The organism is Caproiciproducens sp. CPB-2 (assembly GCF_036287215.1).
GTDB lineage: Bacteria > Bacillota > Clostridia > Oscillospirales > Acutalibacteraceae > Caproiciproducens.
Genome location: NZ_CP142860.1, coordinates 1,307,376 through 1,325,977 on the forward strand (window position 1 = coordinate 1,307,376; position 18,602 = coordinate 1,325,977).

Below are 18,602 nucleotides of genomic sequence, written 5' to 3' on the forward strand. Positions count from 1 at the left end.
TCCTGATAATCTGATTGAATAAATGATACAAAAGATCCCGATCCCAAATCCAATCATCGTAGAGATGGCTGGTTTCTTCATTGAAAGACCCCCTAAAGAACTAAAATTTCCCATTGTTTTGTATATCGGACGATTCGTCAGATATTTTAGGGGAATCAGCCTAAATATCATGATTACACAGCCAAAACATAAAAAATGTGACCTGGTTGCTGTTTCCTTGTTTATTTCGTCTTTTCTGCACTTTTAAGGCAATACACCGTGTTTTGGGGGTAAAACAGGAATTCCCTTCAGACCAGCCATTGTCGCCGGTCAGAAGGAAATTCTCAAATGGCGGTGTCAGACATCGCCCTTCCGGTAGAGGTAGTAAGAGTATGCGGCCGGAATAACGCTCAGCAGGACGACAGCCGCGATCATAAGCCATTTATAGGGAGTAAACGCGGAAGCGGCGATCATAATCCCGCCCGCAATCCAGACAAAACCGGCCAACCGGTGCGTTTTTCTCCAGTTCTCCTCGCTGGCCAGCGTCCACGGCAGCTTGATTCCCACCGTATAATTCGGCTTGCATTTGGGAAGATAGTTGCCTAAGACGGCAATCACAATACCGACGAGGACGGTGATCAGCACACTGATATTGAAGTCCTTGTACAGCACTTTCGCAATGACAGAAGCCTGCGTTACGTTGGCGACGATGACGATCAGCCATCTGGAGATCAGCTTCATCTGCGGGGAGCGGTCGATATTTTGCTTTTTCGGGTCGGCGGAAATGCTGAAATTTACAAATACCGTGCAAATCAGAAGGATGGCGGGAAGCCCGAACGCGGCGAAAAAGCGGGAGGAATAGCCGTTGGGATTTCCCTGTATATCCCAGTGCGTGGGCATCGTCTCCGGCAGCCGGGAATAGAAGGCCGCCGACAGAAGAAAGGGAAACACCGCGGCCAGCCAATACAGATATTTACCGATTTTATTTTTCATTGCATACATTCTCCTTATCTAAGAAAACCTTGGAACCAGTTCAGGACCTCTTCAAAGACGGACAGATTCAATTCATAGTAGATAAATTTGCCGGATTTACGGTCCGTAATCAAATCGGCGTCCTTCAGTATGGCCAGATGATGGGAAACCGTCGCGCCGGTCATCGGGAAGTGCTCTGAAATTTCCCCGGCGGGCAGCGCCCCGCCCTTCAGAATATTCAGGATTTCCCTGCGTGTCGGGTCGGAAAGAGCCTTAAATGTTTCAGGAAACGACACAGCATCAGTTCCTTTCATTTAGAAATTTATCTAAATGTATAATAGCACGTTTCCTTCCATTGTCAATATGGATTTTCAGCAACGCGGGCGGGGGGGATTCAAAAAATAGAGGTTGTCTTTTTTAACGGGATCGTTTATAATAGGATAGTCGGAAATGAGAAGCAAGGCAGAAATGCATGCAATAGGATATGCAGGCGGGCGGGCTCTGTACGGCGGGACGCCATGAACCATGTCAGGCGGGGAACCGAGCAGCATTAAGTGGACTGCCCCGCGCGATACAGGCGGTCTGTTCGTCTGCATATCCTGATGCATGATAAACCGTTCTATGACGGTCTGTCTTGCTTTCAATTTGTCTGGGGGTGGTGTTCGCGTGTATCAGGTTCTGTACAGGAAATGGAGGCCAAGGGTGTTTGCCGATGTTGTCGGCCAGCCGCAGGTCACCGTTACGCTGAAAAATGAACTGACGGCGGGCCGCATTGCTCATGCGTACCTGTTTACCGGTTCCAGGGGAACGGGGAAAACCACGTGTGCGAAGATTCTTGCCAAGGCGGTCAACTGCCTGCACCCGGCGGACGGCGACCCCTGCGGCGAATGTGAGATCTGCCGCGCCGCGGACGCCGGTTCGCTGATGGACATTGTGGAAATCGACGCCGCCAGCAACAACGGCGTAGACAATATCCGCTCTTTGAGGGAGGAAGCCAATTTTACCCCGGCGGCCGCGAAATACCGGGTTTATATTATCGACGAGGTGCACATGCTCTCCACGGGAGCGTTCAACGCGCTGCTCAAAACGCTGGAAGAGCCGCCCGCCCACGTCATCTTTATCCTTGCGACAACGGAAGTACACAAGCTGCCCGCGACTATTTTGTCGCGGTGCCAGCGCTTTGATTTTCGCCGCATTCCGCCGAAGGAAATCGCGGAGCGCCTTACTTATGTTACCCGGCAGGAAAACGCGGAGCTCGACCCGCAGGCCGCGCTCCTGATTGCGCGCCTGGCGGACGGCGCCCTGCGCGACGCGCTGTCCCTTTTGGATCAGTGCCTGGGCCGTGGAAAAAACATCACGGTGGAAGTGGTGAATGAAACGGCCGGTCTGGTCGGGCGGGAACATCTTTTTGAGCTGACCGACACTATAAAGGAACATGATTCCGGCGCCGCGCTGGAGCTGATCGACCGGCTGCACAATTCCTCCAAGGATATGGCGAGGCTCTGTGAGGAGCTGTCCTCCCATTTCCGGAATCTGATGCTGATCAAAACTACGAAGGATGCCCACAACATGATCGCCGTACCCGACGCGGAGTACGAAAGCCTGACAAAACAGGCGCTTTCCACGCCGCTGCCCGCCATTCTGCACGGCCTGGATACCATGCAGTCCGCGCTGGAGCGGATGTACCGGGGAGGGGACAGGCGCGTCGAATTTGAAATGGCGATGATCCGCCTGTGTTCGCCGGAGCTGGATTCCACGCCGGACGCGCTGATTCGCCGCATAGAAGCCCTTGAGCGCGGCACGGCTGTTTCGAAGCCGAAGCCCGTCAGGGCGGCGGAGCCGGAAACGAAACCAAAGCCGGAAGTGAAGGTACCGGAAAGCCCGCCCGCACAAATGCTGCAGGAGGAACCGCCGGAGCCTTCCTTTGAAAGGCCGGACGACCCCGTCGCGGAACCCAAAAAGGAAATTGGGGAGCTGCAGAAGGACGCGAAGCGCCTTTCCGAATGGCCGGAGATCCTTCAGATCCTGAAAAATTATTCCCATACCATTGCGGCCGCGTTCAACGGCTCCGCCGCTTATATCAGCGGTGCCTATGTGCTGATCGACGCGCCGAACGATATGGCGTTCCGGCTGCTGAGAGAGCCCGCCCAGCGTGAAAATATGCGCAGGGCGATTCAGCAGGTGACGGGCAGGACCTATAAGCTGGGCCCTTACAAGGCCCGTGAAAGCGAAAAGGAAACGGATCCGCTCGCGCAGCTGGCCGGGCTGGCTGAGAGCGAGGGCATTCAGGTTATCAAAAAATAAAAGGATTTACAGGAGGAATTTGATATGAAAGCAAGATTGCCGCAGGGATACGGCGGAGGCGGAGCTTCCAATTTGCAGCAGCTGGCGCGCCAGGCCCAGAAGATACAGGAGGATATGGATCAGGCGACAGCCGAGCTGGAAGCAAAGGAATATACCGCAACAGCCGGCGGGGACGCCGTAAAGGCAACGGTAACGGGTAAGATGGAGGTAAAGGCCATCGATATCAAGCCCGAGGTCGTCGACCCCGAAGATGTGGAAATGCTTTCCGACCTTGTTCTCGCCGCTGTTAACGAGGCGCTCCGGGCCGCCGCCGCAGACAAGAGCCAGCGCATGGAGAAAATCTCCGGCGGCATCAATATGCCGGGTATGCTTTAACGATGCCATCCTATAACGTGGCGCCTTTGTCGCGCCTGATTGAGCAGTTCGAGCGGCTGCCCGGCATCGGACATAAGAGCGCGCAGCGGCTGGCCTATTATGTGCTCGGCCTTTCCAAAGAGGGCGCGCAGAATTTCGCAGACGCCATTATGGACGCTCACGAAAAAATACATTATTGCAAAATATGCTGCAATCTGACCGACCAGGAGCTTTGTCCCGTCTGCCGCAACGAGGCGCGGGACAAATCCGTCATCTGTGTGGTGGAGGACCCCCGCGACGTGATCGCGCTGGAGCGTACCAACGAGTTTAACGCGACCTATCATGTGCTGCACGGGGCCATTTCCCCGCTCAGCGGCGTCGGTCCGGATCAGCTTTGCATCAAGGAGCTTCTGGCGCGTGTGAACAACGGTGAAGTGAAAGAGGTCATTATGGCGACCAATCCGACCGTTGAGGGCGAGGCGACCGCCATGTATATTTCGCGCCTTCTGAAGCCTCTCGGCGTCAGAGTGACGCGGCTTGCCTATGGAATTCCCGTGGGCGGCGATCTGGAGTATGCGGATGAGGTAACGCTGACCCGCGCGATCGAGGGCCGCAGCGAGATGTAGTTGACAGAATGCTTGACAATTTTCAATGAGTATGATATGCTCATATACCAACATCGTGGACGGGAGGCTTTTTTAAATGGCAAAAGACAATTTAAAAACGCTGGCGCAAAATAAAAAAGCCTTTCACGACTACTTTGTGGAAGAAAGCATGGAAGCGGGCATCGAGCTTCGCGGAACAGAGGTCAAATCGCTCCGCAAGGCGCAGGTAAATCTGAAGGATGCGTGGTGTTCCATTGTCAAGGGAGAACTTCTGATTAACGGAATGCATATCAGCCCTTATGAACACGGCAATATTTTTAATCAGGACCCTATGCGGGTGCGGCGGCTTTTAATGCACAGGCGCGAGATCATGCGTTTGTTCGGGCTGGTCAAGCAGGACGGTTATTCGCTGATACCGCTGTCCGTTTATCTGAAGGGGTCCATGGTCAAGGTGCAGGTCGGTTTGTGCAAAGGCAAAAAGCTTTATGACAAACGCGCAGATATGGCGGCGAAATCCGCAAAGCGGGATATCGACCGCGCGATGAAGGAAAAGAACCGGTAAGAAAAATATTCTTGTATTTTTTTCTTTGGAATGCGTGTATAATAGGATCAGGCAAACAAGTTTACTGTCGGTTAAATATGGGGATGTAAAGGCTTCGACGGGGATTGTGAGCCTTAGTAAGCGAGTAGCGGCGCGGAACCGCTTTAAAAGCCGCAAACTTAAAATTAAACGACAACAATACTGTTGCGTACGCAGCCTAATTAGGCTGCCGTCCTTACCGGGTACACCGCGGCCCGGATAAGGGCGTCGATTAGCGGTGAACGTGAACCGGGGAACGCCTTTACCCCGGTCATGACCAAAAGGCTACTGAGCCGCAGAGCCTGCCTTTGGGCGCTGCGGGGAGGGAATGTAAAATCAACGGCTACACTCGTAGAAAGCTTTGGTAAGTGATTTTCGGACACGAGTTCGACTCTCGTCATCTCCACCAAAGAAAAGAGGCACCCCATAAGGGGTGTCTTTTTTCTTTGAAGGGGGTGCCCACAGCGGATTCCGGCGCAAGTCGGGAGCAGCAGAATTTTTAAATTTACAAATAAAAAAGGCAGGGACTCGCGGAACGCGGGTAGAAATTGCACCGCCCGACTCTCGTCATCTCCACCAAAGAAAAGAGGCACCCCATAAGGGGTGTCTTTTTTCTTTGAAGGGGGTGCCCACAGCGGATTCCGGCGCAAGCCGGGAGCAGCAGAACTTTTAAATTTACAAATAGAAAAAGGTAGTGACCCGCGGAACGCGGGCAGAAATTGCACCGCCCGACTCTCGTCATCTCCACCATAAAAGAACGTCAATATTGATACAATGTTGACGCATGAAAAATCCCAGTAATACTGGGCTTTTTTCTATTTATATGAGAAATTGGCAGCCCTGGTGGGCGGCTTTTTGTTTTTTACACCCGTATCGTGAAAAGACGCACCCTGCTCTGTAGCGTTCCATTATCTTTCTTGAAAAAGTTAGGGAACGTGAAAAGGTTTGAGGGAATCGTGAAAAAGTGCGCCTTATAAGCCGCCCATCAGGGATATCCATACTTTTGTACTTTGATTTTGGGTTGACATTTCTTTCTCGTAGAGCTTTATTCTGTGATGAAACAACAAATATAGGCAAAAATAAGTTATACTAAAGGCAGGATTTTTTCATAAATAAAGACTTTAACAATTCTCAAACATTTGTCTGTTATGATCCACATAGCAAGGGAGGTTTTCATATGGTGAATATCCTTGTCGTAGAAGACGACAGTAAACTCAATCAAATCGTATGCACATACCTAAACGACAGCGGTTATGCCGCCAAGGGCTGCCTGAACCCAAGGGAGGCCTATGACCTCATGTATAACAATCCGTACGATCTTATCATTTCCGACATCATGATGCCGGAAATCGACGGCTTTGAATTTGCCGAAGCGGTAAGGAATATCGACAAAACGGTCCCCATCCTCTTTATGACCGCCAGGGATGACATCTCCTCAAAGCAAAAGGGATTTGGGGCGGGCATCGACGATTATATGGTTAAACCCATCAACATAGACGAACTGGTGCTGCGGGTCGGCGCCCTGCTTCGCCGCGCGCATATTGCCAATGAAAAAAAGCTGACAGTTGGAAGCCTCGCGATGGATGCGGATGCAAGGACCGCCACGGTGGACGGGGAAGAAATTCCTGTGACGGCCCGGGAGTTCAACATCCTTTATAAGATGCTTTCCTATCCAAAGCACACCTTTTCCCGCGCGCAGTTGATGGACGAGTTCTGGAGCGTCGACAGCGACACCAGCCTAAGGGCCGTGGATGTATATGTCACGAAGTTGCGAGACAAGTTTTCCTTATGCAAGGATTTCAAAATCGTCACGGTGCACGGGTTGGGATACAAGGCGGTGCTATCTTGAAGGAAAAAAAGGCGGAAAGGGACGACCGGGTCAAAAGGAAGCATTTCACATGGAAGGAATACGCGCTGACCTACTTTGTGCTGCTGACCCTGTCCGCTGGACAGTGGATGATTTATGACGAGTACGTGGACTATGGCAGCATGCCGCCGGAATTCATCTGGGGGATGCTCGGATACTGGGCGATCGTGACCGCCGTTTTCTGCCTTGTCGTCGCCCGGCAAAAGGTCCGGGCATTCGATCGGCCGATGCAAAAGCTCAGCGAAGCGGCCAAAGAAGTCGCCGGGGGCGATTTTTCGGTTTATCTGGAGCCGATGCACCGGGCCGACAGGCAGGACTACATCGATGTGATGTTCGAGGACTTCAACAAGATGGTGGAGGAACTGGGCAGCATCGAAACGCTGAAAAACGATTTTATCAGCAACGTGTCCCACGAGATCAAAACGCCGCTGTCGGTGATCCAGAGTTACGCCATGGCGCTCCAAAAAGAAAACCTATCGGCTGAACAGCGCAAAGAATATACCGACACGATTTTTTCGGCTTCCCGGAAACTCACATCGCTGGTTACCAATATTCTGAAACTCAACAAACTGGAAAACCAGCAGATCACCCCCTCCGCCGAACCCTTTGACTTGTGCCGGCAGCTCAGCGAGTGCGCGCTCGTTTTTGAAGATCTGTGGGAGCAAAAGAATATCGAATTCGTGGCGGACATCGAGGACCGCGCCGTGATCCGCGCGGACGAAAGCATGCTGGAGATCGTTTGGAATAATCTGCTTTCCAATGCGCTGAAGTTCACCGATCCGGGCGGGACGGTCACATTGACCCAAACCTCGGACGAGGATACGGTGACCGTAACGGTTTCAGACACCGGCTGCGGCATGAGCGAAGAAACTATGAATCACATCTTCGACAAATTCTATCAGGGCGATACCTCCCACTCCGGGGAGGGCAACGGTCTCGGTTTAGCCCTTTCGCTGCGGGTCATTGAGCTTGCGGGCGGCTCTTTATCTGTTAAAAGTGAGCCCGGTGAAGGGACGACGTTTACAGTCAGATTAAAGGCTTAAATCACTAGAAAGGCAAAAACAAGCTTTCCGTTTTTCGGAAGGCTGTTTTTTATTTTAATATTTCTCAAACATTTCGTAAGCAATTCATAAACACTTCGCGGCTATGATGAACACGTTAAATGGATGAAAGTCATCCGAAACTTAAGAAAAGGAGCTATTGATGATGGCTGAGATTACGAAGAACGAGAATAATTTCATCGGCTACGAGTATAAGGACATCACGGTGAGCCGCAGCATGGAGTCTGTGTATGCGGATGGCTATGCCAATTTCGGTTGGACTCTGGAGGACACTTCCACCCCCGTGCAGGGCGTAGGCTCCATCACTATGAAGTTCAAGCGCGACCGAAAAATCCGCAACAAAGCGGAGCTGGGCAGGCTGCAGCGCCAGTTTGAATCCTGTGCCAGCCAGATCGAGAGCCTGGAAAAGTCCAAGACCAACGGAGCCATGATCGCCGCGTTCAGCGTCGGCCTTGTCGGGACCGCCTTTATGGCAGGCTCCGTTTTTGCCTATCTCGCCGGTATGCTGCCGCTTTGCATCATTCTGGCGATCCCCGCCTTCATCGGCTGGATTCTGCCGTATTTCTGTTTCCTTAACATCCGCAGGAAAAGGACCGATAAAGTCTCTCCACTGATCGATCAGAAATATGACGAAATGTACGAGGTGTGCGAAAAAGCCCATGTCCTGCTGGCAAAATAAGAAAAGGCTGTAGACAGGGATCAAACAAAAACGTAAGGGAGAATCGACGATGAACATAAAAGAAAAAGCCCAGGCATTTGCTTTGGATCAGGCCATGAACTACCTTTCGGGCGACCCGGAGAAAAATCTGCCGAAGCTTCTGGCATGGGTCGACCGCATCGGATGGGGGAAGGATTTTTCCGGCTCGAACGGCCCGAAAGAGACGATCCATAAAATCGTGGACGATCCGGAGAACGTCTGGCATCAGTATATTATGAGGCTCTGGAGGGACATCGACAACGACGTTCTGAAGAGCACCTTCCGCAATTTTGTGCTGAACGCCGCTCTGTTCGGTTTTCCGAAACAGGAAGCCCTTTCGGAACAGTACGGCTGCAATATCCCATGGGCGATCCTGATGGACCCGACCTCCGCATGCAATTTGCACTGCACCGGGTGCTGGGCGGCCGAATACGGCAACAAGCTGAATATGTCCTATGAGACGCTCGACAGCATCATCCGGCAGGGCACGGAGCTGGGAACTTATTTCTATCTGTATTCGGGCGGGGAACCCCTGGTGCGGAAAGCGGACATCATTCGTCTTTGCGAGGCGCATCCTGATTGCCAGTTTACCGCCTTCACCAACGGCACGCTGATCGACGAAGCCTTTGCAGACGAGATGCTGCGGGTCAAAAATTTCATCCCCGCCATCAGCGTCGAAGGATTCGAGAAGGACACCGATTTCCGCCGTGGGGAAGGGACCTTCAAAAAGGTAGAGAAGGCTATGGCGATCCTAAAAGCCAAACATCTTCCGTTCGGCATCTCCTGCTGCTACACGAGCAAGAACTGCGAAATGATCGGCTCGGAGGAATACTTCGACCAGATGATCGACTGGGGTGCCAAATTCTGCTGGTTCTTTACCTACATGCCGGTTGGTAACGCGGCCGTGCCGGAACTGATGGTCAGCGCCGAACAGCGAGCGTTCATGTATCGCCAGATCCGTAAATTCCGGGAGACCAAGCCGATCTTTACCATGGATTTCTGGAACGACGGAGAGTATGTGGAAGGATGCATTGCCGGCGGCAGACGGTACTTCCACATCAACGCGGGCGGGGACATCGAACCGTGCGCGTTCATCCACTACTCGGACTCCAACATCCGCGAGAAGACTCTGCTGGAAGCCCTGCGGTCGCCCCTGTTCATGGCGTACCGGAAGGACCAGCCCTTCAATGAAAACCACCTGCGCCCCTGCCCTCTGCTGGATAATCCCGGCCGGCTGGCGTCGATGGTGGAGAGCTCCGACGCTCACTCCACCGATCTGGAAAGTCCCGAAAACGTTCGCGATCTTTCCGCGAAGTGCAAAATGCCCGCCGAGCGCTGGGCTCCCGTGGCGGATGATCTCTGGGAATGTTCCGGGTGCTGCGCCGGATGTGAAGTAAATCAGAAAAGTTCTGCATTGTGAAAGATTTGAGGAGTTGTTGCGCATGACGTGTAAAATCATCGTGGACAGCTGCTGCGATATGACGCCGCAGCTCAAAGAACGCTTGGATGTGACATCGGTTCCCCTGACCATGATCGTAGGCAAAAATGAATTCATAGACAATAATTCGCTCGATCTGACCCGTTTTATGGCGGAAATGAAAGGCTGCACCGAAAAGGTCGCCTCCGCGTCTCCGTCCCCCCTCATTTATCAGGAAGCGATTGAAAACGCCCGGGAATCTTTTGTGGTCACATTGTCAAGCCGGCTTTCCGGCTCCTATGCCAGCGCGGTTACGGGCAAAATGCTCGCAGATGAACGTGGAAAGGCCGATACCTATATCTTTGACTCCAAAAGCGCATCCGCCGGAGAGGTATTGATTGCCGTTAAAATACGGGAATTGCTCCTGAAGGGGACATCCAGGCACAATATCATTCAGGCGATCAATCACTTTATTGAAAACATGAAAACCTATTTTGTCTTGGAACAGTATGGCAATCTGCAGAAAAACGGGCGGCTGAACAGGATCACAGGAAAATTGATCAGTGTACTGAATATCAAATTGGTGATGGGCTCGGACGGAAGCGGAAATATCGCGTTGTACGCAAAGCCCCGAGGGATCAACCAAATGATCGGAAAGCTGCTTTCGCTGATCGAAAGCAGCGGAAAAAGGACGGAGGGCGAAAGTCTTGTCATTTCTCACTGCAACAATCCGGGCCTTGCAAAACGCTTAAAGGTTGCCATCGGGCAAAAATATCACTTCAAAGAAATATTCGTCGTCCCGACCGGAGGAATTAGCTCCCTTTACGCCGACGACAGGGGGATTGTGCTGGCCTTTTAATCGGGCGCACAGCTATTGTTTGCCATCGGCATTTTCATGGTAATCGGCGCAAACAATCATCTGCGCCGTGCGTAGGCTGAAAATACCGATGTCCCGCCCACATTTTTGTATGGGCGGGGCATTTTAATATTTTTCAAACATTTCGTAAGCAAATCATAAACATTTAGACAGTAAGATTAGCCTATCAAATGGATGAGGCATCATTCAATAATAATGGGAGGACTTACATTATGAAAAGAAGCGATTTTGTCACCCTGGTCATGTCAACCGTCGGAGGAATTCTGCTGGCGATCGGTATGTGCATGTCCCTACTGCCCGAATGGAATGCATTCAGACCCGGCATTGTGATGGGTACGGTCGGACTTATGATTCTGCTTGCAATGATCGCTGTCCGCCGCAGGATGGAGCATAAAGCGCCCATCAAGTGGAATGGCAAAACTGTTATAACCGTTCTGCTTGGCATCGTAGGCGCGCTGGCGCTGGGCGTCGGCATGTGCATGACTATGGTATGGGGCATGATGATCAACGGCATCCTCGTCGGTATCGTGGGCATCGTGATTCTGCTTGCACTCATCCCCATCTGCAAGGGGATCAAATAAGCGAAGCAACTCTTATTCAGGAGGACATCAAGTGGATATGCAATTTTTATGTATCGTCATCGGATATCTGTGCGGCTGTCTCCTGACGGCCGATGTTGTCGCCCGCTATAAAACGGGTAAAAGCGCCTTTAAGATTGGGACGGGGAATCCGGGCATGGCGAATATTTTGGAGCAGTTGGGTGCGAAGTGGGCCGCTATCACTCTGCTCGGGGATGTCTTTAAAACCGTATTGCCCTGCCTCCTCTGCCGATACCTTTTGTTCAAATCACTGGGCCCGTCGGCAATCCTTTATGCGGGCTTAGGCACCGCACTCGGTCACGGGTTCCCGTTCTGGCACAAATTTCGCGGCGGCAGAAGCGTCGCTGTCATCTGTATGTATATCGTGCTGCTTTCCCCCTTGTGGGGACTGATCGCCAATCTAACCGGACTCTGTATTGTTATTGCGACGGGATATCTGGCGCTTGGTGCTTTGGCGATTCCCACGCTGTTTTTGATTCCGGTTTTTCTGAATTTTGGGCTTGAGGCAGGTTTCGTCGCTTTGGCTGGTGTTGCACTTGTATTTTTTCTTCATCGTGATTCCATCCGAAGAATTGCAAATAAAGTGGAAAAGAAAGTCGATTTGCTGGCAAAATTCAGCTCGGAGAATTCGGCGTTACGATAGAATCGGTCAAGAAAGACACCCTAACTGAGTTATTACAAGTTATGGGAAAGGCTTTTGTCGATTCCAAGAAAGCTAAGACCTAATAAAACCTCCGTAGGACGATGCTTTAAAAGCTCATTCCTACGGGGGCTTTGTTTTTAGTACAAAAACTTATTACCTTTGTGATATAATGGCATATAAGTTTAAGGGCAATCGCAAGTATGTATTTTTTATAATAATGAGGATTACAAGATAAGCAGAAATTTGACGAGGTAAGCCATTATGAAAAAGATATTAGTAGTTCAAGGCGGCGGGCGTGCTAACGGTAATACATCCCAACTGGCCAGCGCGTTTGCAAGCGGTGCCAGAGAAGCAGGGCATGATGTTGAAATGATTTCGCTTTTGAAGCATGAAGTAAAAGGTTGCCTTGGTTGCAATGCCTGCCGTTACGGAAAGCCTTGTATTCAAAAGATGCTTTTAATGATATTGTACCGAAGATCAAGATGGCAGATTTGATCGTATTTGCCTCACCGCTTTACTTTTGGATAATTTCGTCCAAGCTGAAAGCCTTTATTGAACGATTCTACCGTATTGCGGAAGAAGATCCAAATCCACCGTTGGGGCGCTATGAAAAATATCCGGTCAAAGATTGTGCCTTGCTTATGACGGCAGCGGACAACTATTTCTGGACCTTTGAGCAGGCGGTATCTTATTACAAATTCGCATTGGTCAATTATATCGGATTCCATGACAAAGGTATGGTGTTAGCTGGCGGTTGCGGAGATACCAATGGGAAGCCTCATATCAACAAAACCATCCATTTGCGCGAAGCATACGAATTTGGTGAAAGGATATATGCTAACGTTTAAATGCCATTGTTGTTATGGAGATAATGAGCATAGTTTTCGATAGCCGCAACGTGAAATTGTATCAATATTACCGTTATTAGACAACGGAAAAGAGGCACCCCGTGAGGGGGTGTCTTTTTTCTTTGAGGGGGTGCCACAGCGAACTCCGGCAAAAGTCGGGAGCAGCAGAACTTTTAAATTTACAAATAGAAAAAGGCAGGGACCCGCGGAACACGGGCAGAAATTCGCTGCTTTACGCACCTTTCGTTTTACTTGCCTTCTTTTTTGTCGGCTCATTCTTTGTTTTATCCTCATGCTGCTTTTCAATGCTGGCTTTCAGCGCATCCATCAAATCGATCACTTTTCCGGTTTGCTCCTCGGAACTGGCAGCGACAACGTCCTTTCCGGCGATTTTTGCTTCAATGAGCTCTTTGAGCCTTTCCTGATATTCATCCTTATACTGAGACGGATCAAAAGGCGTGTCCATTGTGTCAATCAGCGCCTGAGCCATTTTTAATTCCTGTTCGTTTGGCTCTGGAATATCGTAAGACTTCTGGAGATCTTTAATATCATCCTGATAAAACATGGTTGAAATCAACACCCCATTTTCACGCGGGATGATCGCCATCAAAGTGTCCTTTGTCCCCATAACAGTCTTGCCTATTGCAATCTTCTGCTCCTTCATCAGAGCGGACCTCAGAAGTTCAAAGGCTTTTTCTCCGCCCTTATCCGGGATCACCTGATACGTCTTATCGTAATAAACCGGCGAAATCTGGTTTAATTGCGCGAAATGCAGGATCTGGATCGATTTTTCCTTTTCAGTCTTGATTTTTTCTATTTCTTCATCCGATACGACGACATACTGGTCCTTATCATACTCATAGCCTTTGATGATATCTTCAGTTTTCAGTTCTTTTCCGCAATGAGCACAGGTTTTTTTATACCGTACACGGCTCTGGTCTTCCTTGTGCAGCTGATTAAAATGAATATCGTTATCCTGAGTGGCCGTATACATAGCCACAGGAATCGCCACAAGTCCAAATGAAATAACGGAATGATGTGCCACTGGCATAAAACTGTCACCTCCGGATTTAGTATAACCAAAGCACCGCAAATAATTGAAAATCGGCTCGTATGATTTCTAAACAGGATAAATATCGAGGAACCGGCGGATAATAACGGAAAGCTCAGGTTCCGGACTGATGGAGCTGTTTGTCAAAAGGGTGCATATCAATGGTTACAAAACTGGAAGAATACAATCGGAAAAGAAATTTTGAAAAAACCGAAGAGCCGGAGGGTGAATCGGAAAATCCCGAAGAACGCCTGAAATTTGTTGTTCAGCATCATATTGCCCGCCGGGATCATTTCGACTTCCGCCTCGAATGGGACGGAGTACTTTTAAGCTGGGCGGTACCCAAAGGACCTTCCTATGATACCCATGACAAGAGGCTTGCCGTACAGGTGGAAGATCATCCACTGGAATACAGAAACTTTGAAGGGCTAATTCCCAAGGGCGAATACGGCGGCGGAGTCGTAATGCTCTGGGATGAAGGTTTCTGGGAACCCCAGACGGATGCAGCGGAAGGACTCCGTACGGGTTCGCTTAAGTTTATCCTGAAAGGCAAAAGACTGAAGGGCAAATGGGCTTTGATCCGAATGAAAGCAAAAGCGGACGAGACCCGAAGCAACTGGCTTTTGCTCAAAGAAAAAGATGATTACAGCAAAACCGGCGATGAAATTTCCGGGTTTACCACAAGTATCCGGACCGGACGCACCATAGAGGAAATTGAAAAAGGCGAGGGCGAAAAGTTCACCCATAATCCTTTTGAAAAGGCGGATGTACAGCTTGCCAGACTTGTCAGCACGGTTCCCAAAGGCGAGGATTGGCTTTACGAGGTAAAGTACGACGGCTACAGGATTCTGGCGTTTGTGGAAGGGAACAGCGTTCGGCTGCAAACCCGCGGCGGCAGCGATTATACGGACCGGTTTCCGGAAGTTGCCAATTCCCTTATCGATCTGGCCGCCGGAGGGGCAATGGTTCTGGACGGTGAAATGGTGGTCACGGACGCCCACGGCAGGACGGATTTTCAGGCTCTGCAAAACTATATGAAAGATCCGAAAGGGAAAAACTGCACTTATATCGTCTTTGATCTTTTGGCTTTGGACGGAGCGGACCTAAGGGGACAGCGTCTGATTGACAGAAAAGAAGCGCTTGGAACGCTCATGAAGAGTTCACCGAAAAATCTCTATTATTGCCGGCATATCAAAGGCAATGGAAAAGAAAGCTTCGCGGCCGCCAGTCAGGCGAATCTGGAAGGGATTGTAGGCAAAAAGGCCGACTCCGTATACAGCGGGACCAGAAACGGTGACTGGATCAAGCTTAAATGTGATAAAAGACAGGAATTCGTCATTGGAGGATATACCCTGTCCGATAAAAAGACAAGCGGAGTGAGTTCGCTGCTCCTTGGCGTTTATGAAGGAAAAGAACTGGTCTATGCCGGGCGGGCCGGAACTGGTCTGAGCGCCCGCAGCGCGGCAGAGCTTGAGAATCGGTTTAAAGCTTTGAAAAGAGAAGCGGCTCCTTTCAGTCGGGCGCCGCAGGCGAGAACTCACGAAAAAATCACCTGGCTTGCCCCCCTGTTGGTTGCGGAAATCAAGTTTGCACAGTGGACCGAAGAAAATCTGTTACGGCAGGCAAGCTTCAAGGGCCTGCGGACCGATAAAGACCCGAAGGATATCAAAAAGGAGGAAGCGGATGATGAGGCACAGCCTCGGGCGTCCGCCGAAAATGTGGAGAAACCCATGAAAGCAGCTGGCGATGACCTTATCATAGAAGGCGTCAAGATTACCCACCCGGACAAGATCATGTTTCACGATCCTGAAATAACCAAGGCGGATGTGATCCGGTATTATGAAAAAGCAGCGGCGCGCATGCTGCCCTATGTATCCCGCAGAATTTTAAGCATCGTGCGCTGTCCCAAGGGAATATCGCAGAGCTGCTTTTTTAAAAAGCATCCCGGTTCGGACAGTAAAGGGGTCGTTTCAGTATCGATCCCCACCAACGATGGAGAAACGGAAGATTACTTCTATATTGAGAACGTATCCGGACTGATATCCGAAGCCCAGATGGGCACGCTGGAATTCCATACCTGGGGGAGCAGCGTAGACAAGCTTGAAAACCCCGACGTAATGGTATTCGATCTTGATCCGGACGAGGGAATGGACCTCGGCACGGTCCGACGGGGAGTAAAAGATATCAAAAGCATTCTTGCCGAGCTCTCGCTCAAGTCGTATCTGAAGACCAGCGGCGGCAAGGGGTACCATGTGGTCGTCCCTTTTAAACCCGTTGCTTCATGGGACGTGTTCCACGACTTTGCAAAACGCGTTGCCGAAGTGATGGAACAGAAGTGGCCCGACCGTTATACAAGCAATGTCCGGAAGGAAAAACGGAAAAACAAAATCTTTATCGATTGGATCCGAAACGGCAGAGGCGCTACCAGTGTTTCACCTTATTCCGTAAGAGCAAGAAAAGGGGCCAAAGTGTCCATGCCAATCGCCTGGGACGAACTGGAAACGGTTGCCCCCGACGGCATTACTATGGAGGATGCACTCCAGAGGATCGGCGGCAATGACCCGTGGAAAGATTTTTTTCAAAATAATCAGGTATTGAAATAAGCAAATCAGTCAAACAGAGCGGTGGTTGTATTTTGGAACATTTTGAAATGTCCGGATATCAGCTGCCGTTTTTTATGCCCGAGTTCTTCCGAAGAGTTCCGGCTTTTGAGAGAATGTGATATAATCTGGAACAAAGATTTTTCTGCTGCACGATATTGGCGCAACAATACCGTAAATAACCTGTAAAATCAATCCATAGTTGTGCCGGATCGCCGCGGCTTTGCCCGGCAGATTGGATTTTAAATAGCGGATTCCGTGTATTGTTTGATATACTATTGATGAAAAGGCCATGGCGGAAAATCGGGTATTTCCGTTTTCCATGGGATAGGGAAATTTAAGGGAGGAAAAATCTATGAGGGCAACAGGAATTGTCCGCAAAATTGATAACACGGGGCGTATTGTCGTTCCAAAAGAGCTTCGCGAAATCAACGGAATCGAGGACGGAGATCCGATCGAGTTTTATACGGATGACGAAGAAAATATTATCCTGCACAAATACGTGCCATATGAGGATTGGACGAAAGAAGAGCTGCGCGAAGCGCTGTTCGCGGCGGCGAAGGATGCCGGAAGAAACCCGGAGGAATATCTCGACAAAGTGAGAAAGAAACCAAAACCGAAATGAACGCCGGATATCCTGCGGAAATAAAACACAGCGCGGGGATAAGCAAGAGCGGAAAACAAATAAAAAATGTGCCCCTTTCGGGACACATTCAAAACCTTGTTTATATTATCTTCTGTTTGCAAAGCAATCGCTGCAGTATACAGGACGATCTTCACGAGGTTTAAAAGGGACTCTGCAAGTTTTACCACAAGATGCGCAGGTAGCCTCAAACATCTCGCGTTCGCCGCTATTTGAATTTCCTCTTGTGTTTTTACGTGCATCACGGCAGGATTTGCATCTTTGCGGTTCATTGGTAAACCCCTTAGAAACATAAAATTCTTGCTCGCTTGCAGTAAATTCAAATTCGGCGCCACAGTCTTTGCAAATTAGAGTTTTGTCTTCGTACATGTAGTAGTATACCTCAATTTCTAAATATATGCTCAACAAGGTGAACATTAAATTAATTATACCTAATTATAGGCGGAATGTCAAACTCAAATTTAAGGAAGGGAACCCAATCAGGAGTGAAAATCCATGATTTTCCTATTAAAAAGGGCCGCCCTAACGCCTGGGCGGCCCAAAGAAAAAATAGGAGGATTGCCAATTGTGTAATTGACAATTAAATAGTAACAAATTTGTAATTATTTTGCAAAGGTAATTTATGGGAATAGAGAAGCCGCTCCAATTCAGGAGCGGCAACAGAGGGGTATTAATGAAAAAGAAGTATATGATTCCTCATATAGGACTTGTAAGCTGTTTGGAATGATTAAAGTATAATGGCCCAATGTGAAATCGGCGTGAAGATTGGGTTAAAATTCTACTAATTTGAAAAGGCCGCTCCTGTTACAGAGCGACCCGGACAGAGAGAGAAAACAGAAAAGAAGTTTGATAGAAGGATTGGCAGAGAAAAAGCAGATTATTCAAAAGACGGGTGTTTTATTTTGCGGCTGCCTTCAGCCCGGTAAGTATTTCGATGTGCCTTTCTTCATCAAGAATGATCCGTTTGAATAAATTCTGGATTTGGGTGTCTCCGATCTGTCGGATCATTCTTTGATAATGCGCAATGGCAGCTTTTTCTCCTTCAATGTCGGACTGAATAATCTGTGCAAAAGTATTGCGGTACATGGGGAAACTCCCGCTCCAGTACCTTCCGGATAAGCATGATCGGAGCAGAGGAGCGTTACCCAGTTGTAACACGAGATCGCCTAACAGTCTCCAATGAATCATTTCTACTTGTATGATTGTCCCGTATGCCTCATATGAATTTGCCAAATCCTTTAAATACAAGCGGTGTACCCCATATTGGGCGATGGCGGTTGATTCGGACCCTTCTCCCGCATATCCGTCTGAAATGATTGACGCATATCTGCAGTTTTTTTCAGTAACAGTTACAACCGGATATGGTTCGTCGACCCTGGCGGACAGATAGGCGCCGCTGGCATTGTCGTTCATATTCTCACCTCACAAAATAATATGAGGAAATTCGGAGGCAGATTACTTTTGTGTTCAGAAACGACCTTCAAGGCGCTTTTCTATGTATTATG

At 49.6% G+C, this 18,602-nt stretch carries 20 protein-coding genes and 2 other RNA genes; 17 read left to right on the forward strand and 5 right to left on the reverse strand.

Annotation, left to right across the window (positions count from 1 at the left end):
* Window positions 1–336: 336 nt before the first annotated feature.
* Window positions 337–972 carry an SdpI family protein gene (locus VXK30_RS06475; protein ID WP_275716664.1) on the reverse strand — a complete coding sequence of 212 codons (636 nt, stop codon included), beginning with the start codon at window positions 970–972 and terminating at the stop codon, window positions 337–339.
* 14 nt (window positions 973–986) lie between these two features.
* Entirely contained in the window at window positions 987–1,247 is a 261-nt protein-coding gene (locus VXK30_RS06480; RefSeq protein WP_275716662.1) for an autorepressor SdpR family transcription factor, read from the reverse strand.
* 196 nt (window positions 1,248–1,443) lie between these two features.
* On the opposite strand from VXK30_RS06480, the gene ffs reads away from it, so the two are divergent.
* The 15 genes from ffs (at window position 1,444) to VXK30_RS17175 (ending at window position 12,803) form a co-directional block, all read left to right on the forward strand.
* An RNA gene (gene ffs, locus VXK30_RS06485) (signal recognition particle sRNA small type) lies at window positions 1,444–1,542 on the forward strand.
* A gap of 75 nt (window positions 1,543–1,617) precedes the next feature.
* On the forward strand, window positions 1,618–3,255 hold the full coding sequence (dnaX, locus tag VXK30_RS06490) for a DNA polymerase III subunit gamma/tau (protein WP_275716660.1): 1,638 nt from the start codon (window positions 1,618–1,620) through the stop codon (window positions 3,253–3,255).
* 24 nt (window positions 3,256–3,279) lie between these two features.
* Window positions 3,280–3,630, forward strand: coding sequence for a YbaB/EbfC family nucleoid-associated protein (locus VXK30_RS06495; protein ID WP_275716658.1), 351 nt, complete (start codon window positions 3,280–3,282; stop codon window positions 3,628–3,630).
* 2 nt (window positions 3,631–3,632) lie between these two features.
* Window positions 3,633–4,235, forward strand: coding sequence for a recombination mediator RecR (gene recR, locus VXK30_RS06500; RefSeq protein ID WP_275716656.1), 603 nt, complete (start codon window positions 3,633–3,635; stop codon window positions 4,233–4,235).
* A gap of 76 nt (window positions 4,236–4,311) precedes the next feature.
* Window positions 4,312–4,776 (forward strand): SsrA-binding protein SmpB, encoded by a 465-nt coding sequence (gene smpB / locus VXK30_RS06505; RefSeq protein WP_275716654.1) that lies wholly within the window; start codon window positions 4,312–4,314, stop codon window positions 4,774–4,776.
* Window positions 4,777–4,855: 79 nt separating this feature from the next.
* Window positions 4,856–5,203, forward strand: a transfer-messenger RNA (tmRNA) gene (gene ssrA / locus VXK30_RS06510).
* A gap of 768 nt (window positions 5,204–5,971) precedes the next feature.
* On the forward strand, window positions 5,972–6,643 hold the full coding sequence (locus VXK30_RS06515) for a response regulator transcription factor (protein ID WP_275713914.1): 672 nt from the start codon (window positions 5,972–5,974) through the stop codon (window positions 6,641–6,643).
* Window positions 6,640–7,704 (forward strand): HAMP domain-containing sensor histidine kinase, encoded by a 1,065-nt coding sequence (locus VXK30_RS06520; RefSeq protein WP_442867968.1) that lies wholly within the window; start codon window positions 6,640–6,642, stop codon window positions 7,702–7,704. Before VXK30_RS06515 ends, VXK30_RS06520 begins: the two co-directional genes overlap by 4 nt.
* A gap of 163 nt (window positions 7,705–7,867) precedes the next feature.
* A complete protein-coding gene (locus VXK30_RS06525) occupies window positions 7,868–8,401 on the forward strand; it encodes a hypothetical protein (RefSeq protein ID WP_275713915.1) in 534 nt (177 codons plus the stop codon).
* A 49-nt stretch (window positions 8,402–8,450) separates the two neighbouring features.
* Window positions 8,451–9,839, forward strand: a complete 1,389-nt coding sequence (locus VXK30_RS06530) for a radical SAM protein (protein ID WP_275713916.1) — start codon at window positions 8,451–8,453, stop codon at window positions 9,837–9,839.
* A gap of 22 nt (window positions 9,840–9,861) precedes the next feature.
* Entirely contained in the window at window positions 9,862–10,695 is an 834-nt protein-coding gene (locus VXK30_RS06535; protein WP_275713917.1) for a DegV family protein, read from the forward strand.
* A 230-nt stretch (window positions 10,696–10,925) separates the two neighbouring features.
* Window positions 10,926–11,294, forward strand: coding sequence for a hypothetical protein (locus VXK30_RS06540; protein ID WP_275713918.1), 369 nt, complete (start codon window positions 10,926–10,928; stop codon window positions 11,292–11,294).
* A 37-nt stretch (window positions 11,295–11,331) separates the two neighbouring features.
* Window positions 11,332–11,955 (forward strand): glycerol-3-phosphate acyltransferase, encoded by a 624-nt coding sequence (locus VXK30_RS06545; protein ID WP_275714313.1) that lies wholly within the window; start codon window positions 11,332–11,334, stop codon window positions 11,953–11,955.
* A gap of 261 nt (window positions 11,956–12,216) precedes the next feature.
* Window positions 12,217–12,450: a flavodoxin family protein gene (locus tag VXK30_RS17170; RefSeq protein ID WP_442867969.1), complete on the forward strand. Its 234-nt coding sequence runs from the start codon at window positions 12,217–12,219 to the stop codon at window positions 12,448–12,450.
* Window positions 12,438–12,803, forward strand: coding sequence for an NAD(P)H-dependent oxidoreductase (locus VXK30_RS17175; protein ID WP_442867970.1), 366 nt, complete (start codon window positions 12,438–12,440; stop codon window positions 12,801–12,803). The genes VXK30_RS17170 and VXK30_RS17175 overlap by 13 nt, the downstream gene beginning before the upstream one ends.
* Before the next feature lie 232 nt (window positions 12,804–13,035).
* Here VXK30_RS17175 and ku read toward each other — a convergent pair whose 3' ends face one another.
* Window positions 13,036–13,854, reverse strand: coding sequence for a non-homologous end joining protein Ku (gene ku, locus VXK30_RS06555; RefSeq protein WP_275713919.1), 819 nt, complete (start codon window positions 13,852–13,854; stop codon window positions 13,036–13,038).
* Window positions 13,855–14,015: 161 nt separating this feature from the next.
* Here ku and ligD point away from each other — a divergent pair, with 161 nt between their 5' ends.
* Both ligD and VXK30_RS06565 read left to right on the forward strand, forming a co-directional pair.
* Window positions 14,016–16,457 (forward strand): DNA ligase D, encoded by a 2,442-nt coding sequence (gene ligD, locus VXK30_RS06560; protein WP_275713920.1) that lies wholly within the window; start codon window positions 14,016–14,018, stop codon window positions 16,455–16,457.
* A gap of 352 nt (window positions 16,458–16,809) precedes the next feature.
* Complete coding sequence (locus VXK30_RS06565) at window positions 16,810–17,079, forward strand: AbrB/MazE/SpoVT family DNA-binding domain-containing protein (protein ID WP_275713921.1); 270 nt, start codon at window positions 16,810–16,812, stop codon at window positions 17,077–17,079.
* A gap of 105 nt (window positions 17,080–17,184) precedes the next feature.
* Here the strand turns inward: VXK30_RS06565 and VXK30_RS06570 are convergent, their stop codons facing one another.
* Entirely contained in the window at window positions 17,185–17,466 is a 282-nt protein-coding gene (locus tag VXK30_RS06570; RefSeq protein ID WP_275713922.1) for a zinc-ribbon domain containing protein, read from the reverse strand.
* Window positions 17,467–17,994: 528 nt separating this feature from the next.
* Entirely contained in the window at window positions 17,995–18,510 is a 516-nt protein-coding gene (locus tag VXK30_RS06575; RefSeq protein WP_275713923.1) for a hypothetical protein, read from the reverse strand.
* Window positions 18,511–18,602: the final 92 nt, after the last annotated feature.

What these genes read in the sequence shown, in the direction of transcription:
- VXK30_RS06475 (WP_275716664.1), bottom strand. Translation starts at nt 972, where the DNA reads ATGAAAAATAAAATCGGTAAATATCTGTATTGGCTGGCCGCGGTGTTT.
- VXK30_RS06495 (WP_275716658.1), top strand. Translation starts at nt 3,280, where the DNA reads ATGAAAGCAAGATTGCCGCAGGGATACGGCGGAGGCGGAGCTTCCAAT.
- recR (WP_275716656.1), top strand. Translation starts at nt 3,633, where the DNA reads ATGCCATCCTATAACGTGGCGCCTTTGTCGCGCCTGATTGAGCAGTTC.
- smpB (WP_275716654.1), top strand. Translation starts at nt 4,312, where the DNA reads ATGGCAAAAGACAATTTAAAAACGCTGGCGCAAAATAAAAAAGCCTTT.
- VXK30_RS06515 (WP_275713914.1), top strand. Translation starts at nt 5,972, where the DNA reads ATGGTGAATATCCTTGTCGTAGAAGACGACAGTAAACTCAATCAAATC.
- VXK30_RS06525 (WP_275713915.1), top strand. Translation starts at nt 7,868, where the DNA reads ATGGCTGAGATTACGAAGAACGAGAATAATTTCATCGGCTACGAGTAT.
- VXK30_RS06530 (WP_275713916.1), top strand. Translation starts at nt 8,451, where the DNA reads ATGAACATAAAAGAAAAAGCCCAGGCATTTGCTTTGGATCAGGCCATG.
- VXK30_RS06535 (WP_275713917.1), top strand. Translation starts at nt 9,862, where the DNA reads ATGACGTGTAAAATCATCGTGGACAGCTGCTGCGATATGACGCCGCAG.
- VXK30_RS06540 (WP_275713918.1), top strand. Translation starts at nt 10,926, where the DNA reads ATGAAAAGAAGCGATTTTGTCACCCTGGTCATGTCAACCGTCGGAGGA.
- VXK30_RS06545 (WP_275714313.1), top strand. Translation starts at nt 11,332, where the DNA reads ATGCAATTTTTATGTATCGTCATCGGATATCTGTGCGGCTGTCTCCTG.
- VXK30_RS17170 (WP_442867969.1), top strand. Translation starts at nt 12,217, where the DNA reads ATGAAAAAGATATTAGTAGTTCAAGGCGGCGGGCGTGCTAACGGTAAT.
- VXK30_RS17175 (WP_442867970.1), top strand. Translation starts at nt 12,438, where the DNA reads ATGGCAGATTTGATCGTATTTGCCTCACCGCTTTACTTTTGGATAATT.
- ku (WP_275713919.1), bottom strand. Translation starts at nt 13,854, where the DNA reads ATGCCAGTGGCACATCATTCCGTTATTTCATTTGGACTTGTGGCGATT.
- ligD (WP_275713920.1), top strand. Translation starts at nt 14,016, where the DNA reads ATGGTTACAAAACTGGAAGAATACAATCGGAAAAGAAATTTTGAAAAA.
- VXK30_RS06565 (WP_275713921.1), top strand. Translation starts at nt 16,810, where the DNA reads ATGAGGGCAACAGGAATTGTCCGCAAAATTGATAACACGGGGCGTATT.
- VXK30_RS06570 (WP_275713922.1), bottom strand. Translation starts at nt 17,466, where the DNA reads ATGTACGAAGACAAAACTCTAATTTGCAAAGACTGTGGCGCCGAATTT.
- VXK30_RS06575 (WP_275713923.1), bottom strand. Translation starts at nt 18,510, where the DNA reads ATGAACGACAATGCCAGCGGCGCCTATCTGTCCGCCAGGGTCGACGAA.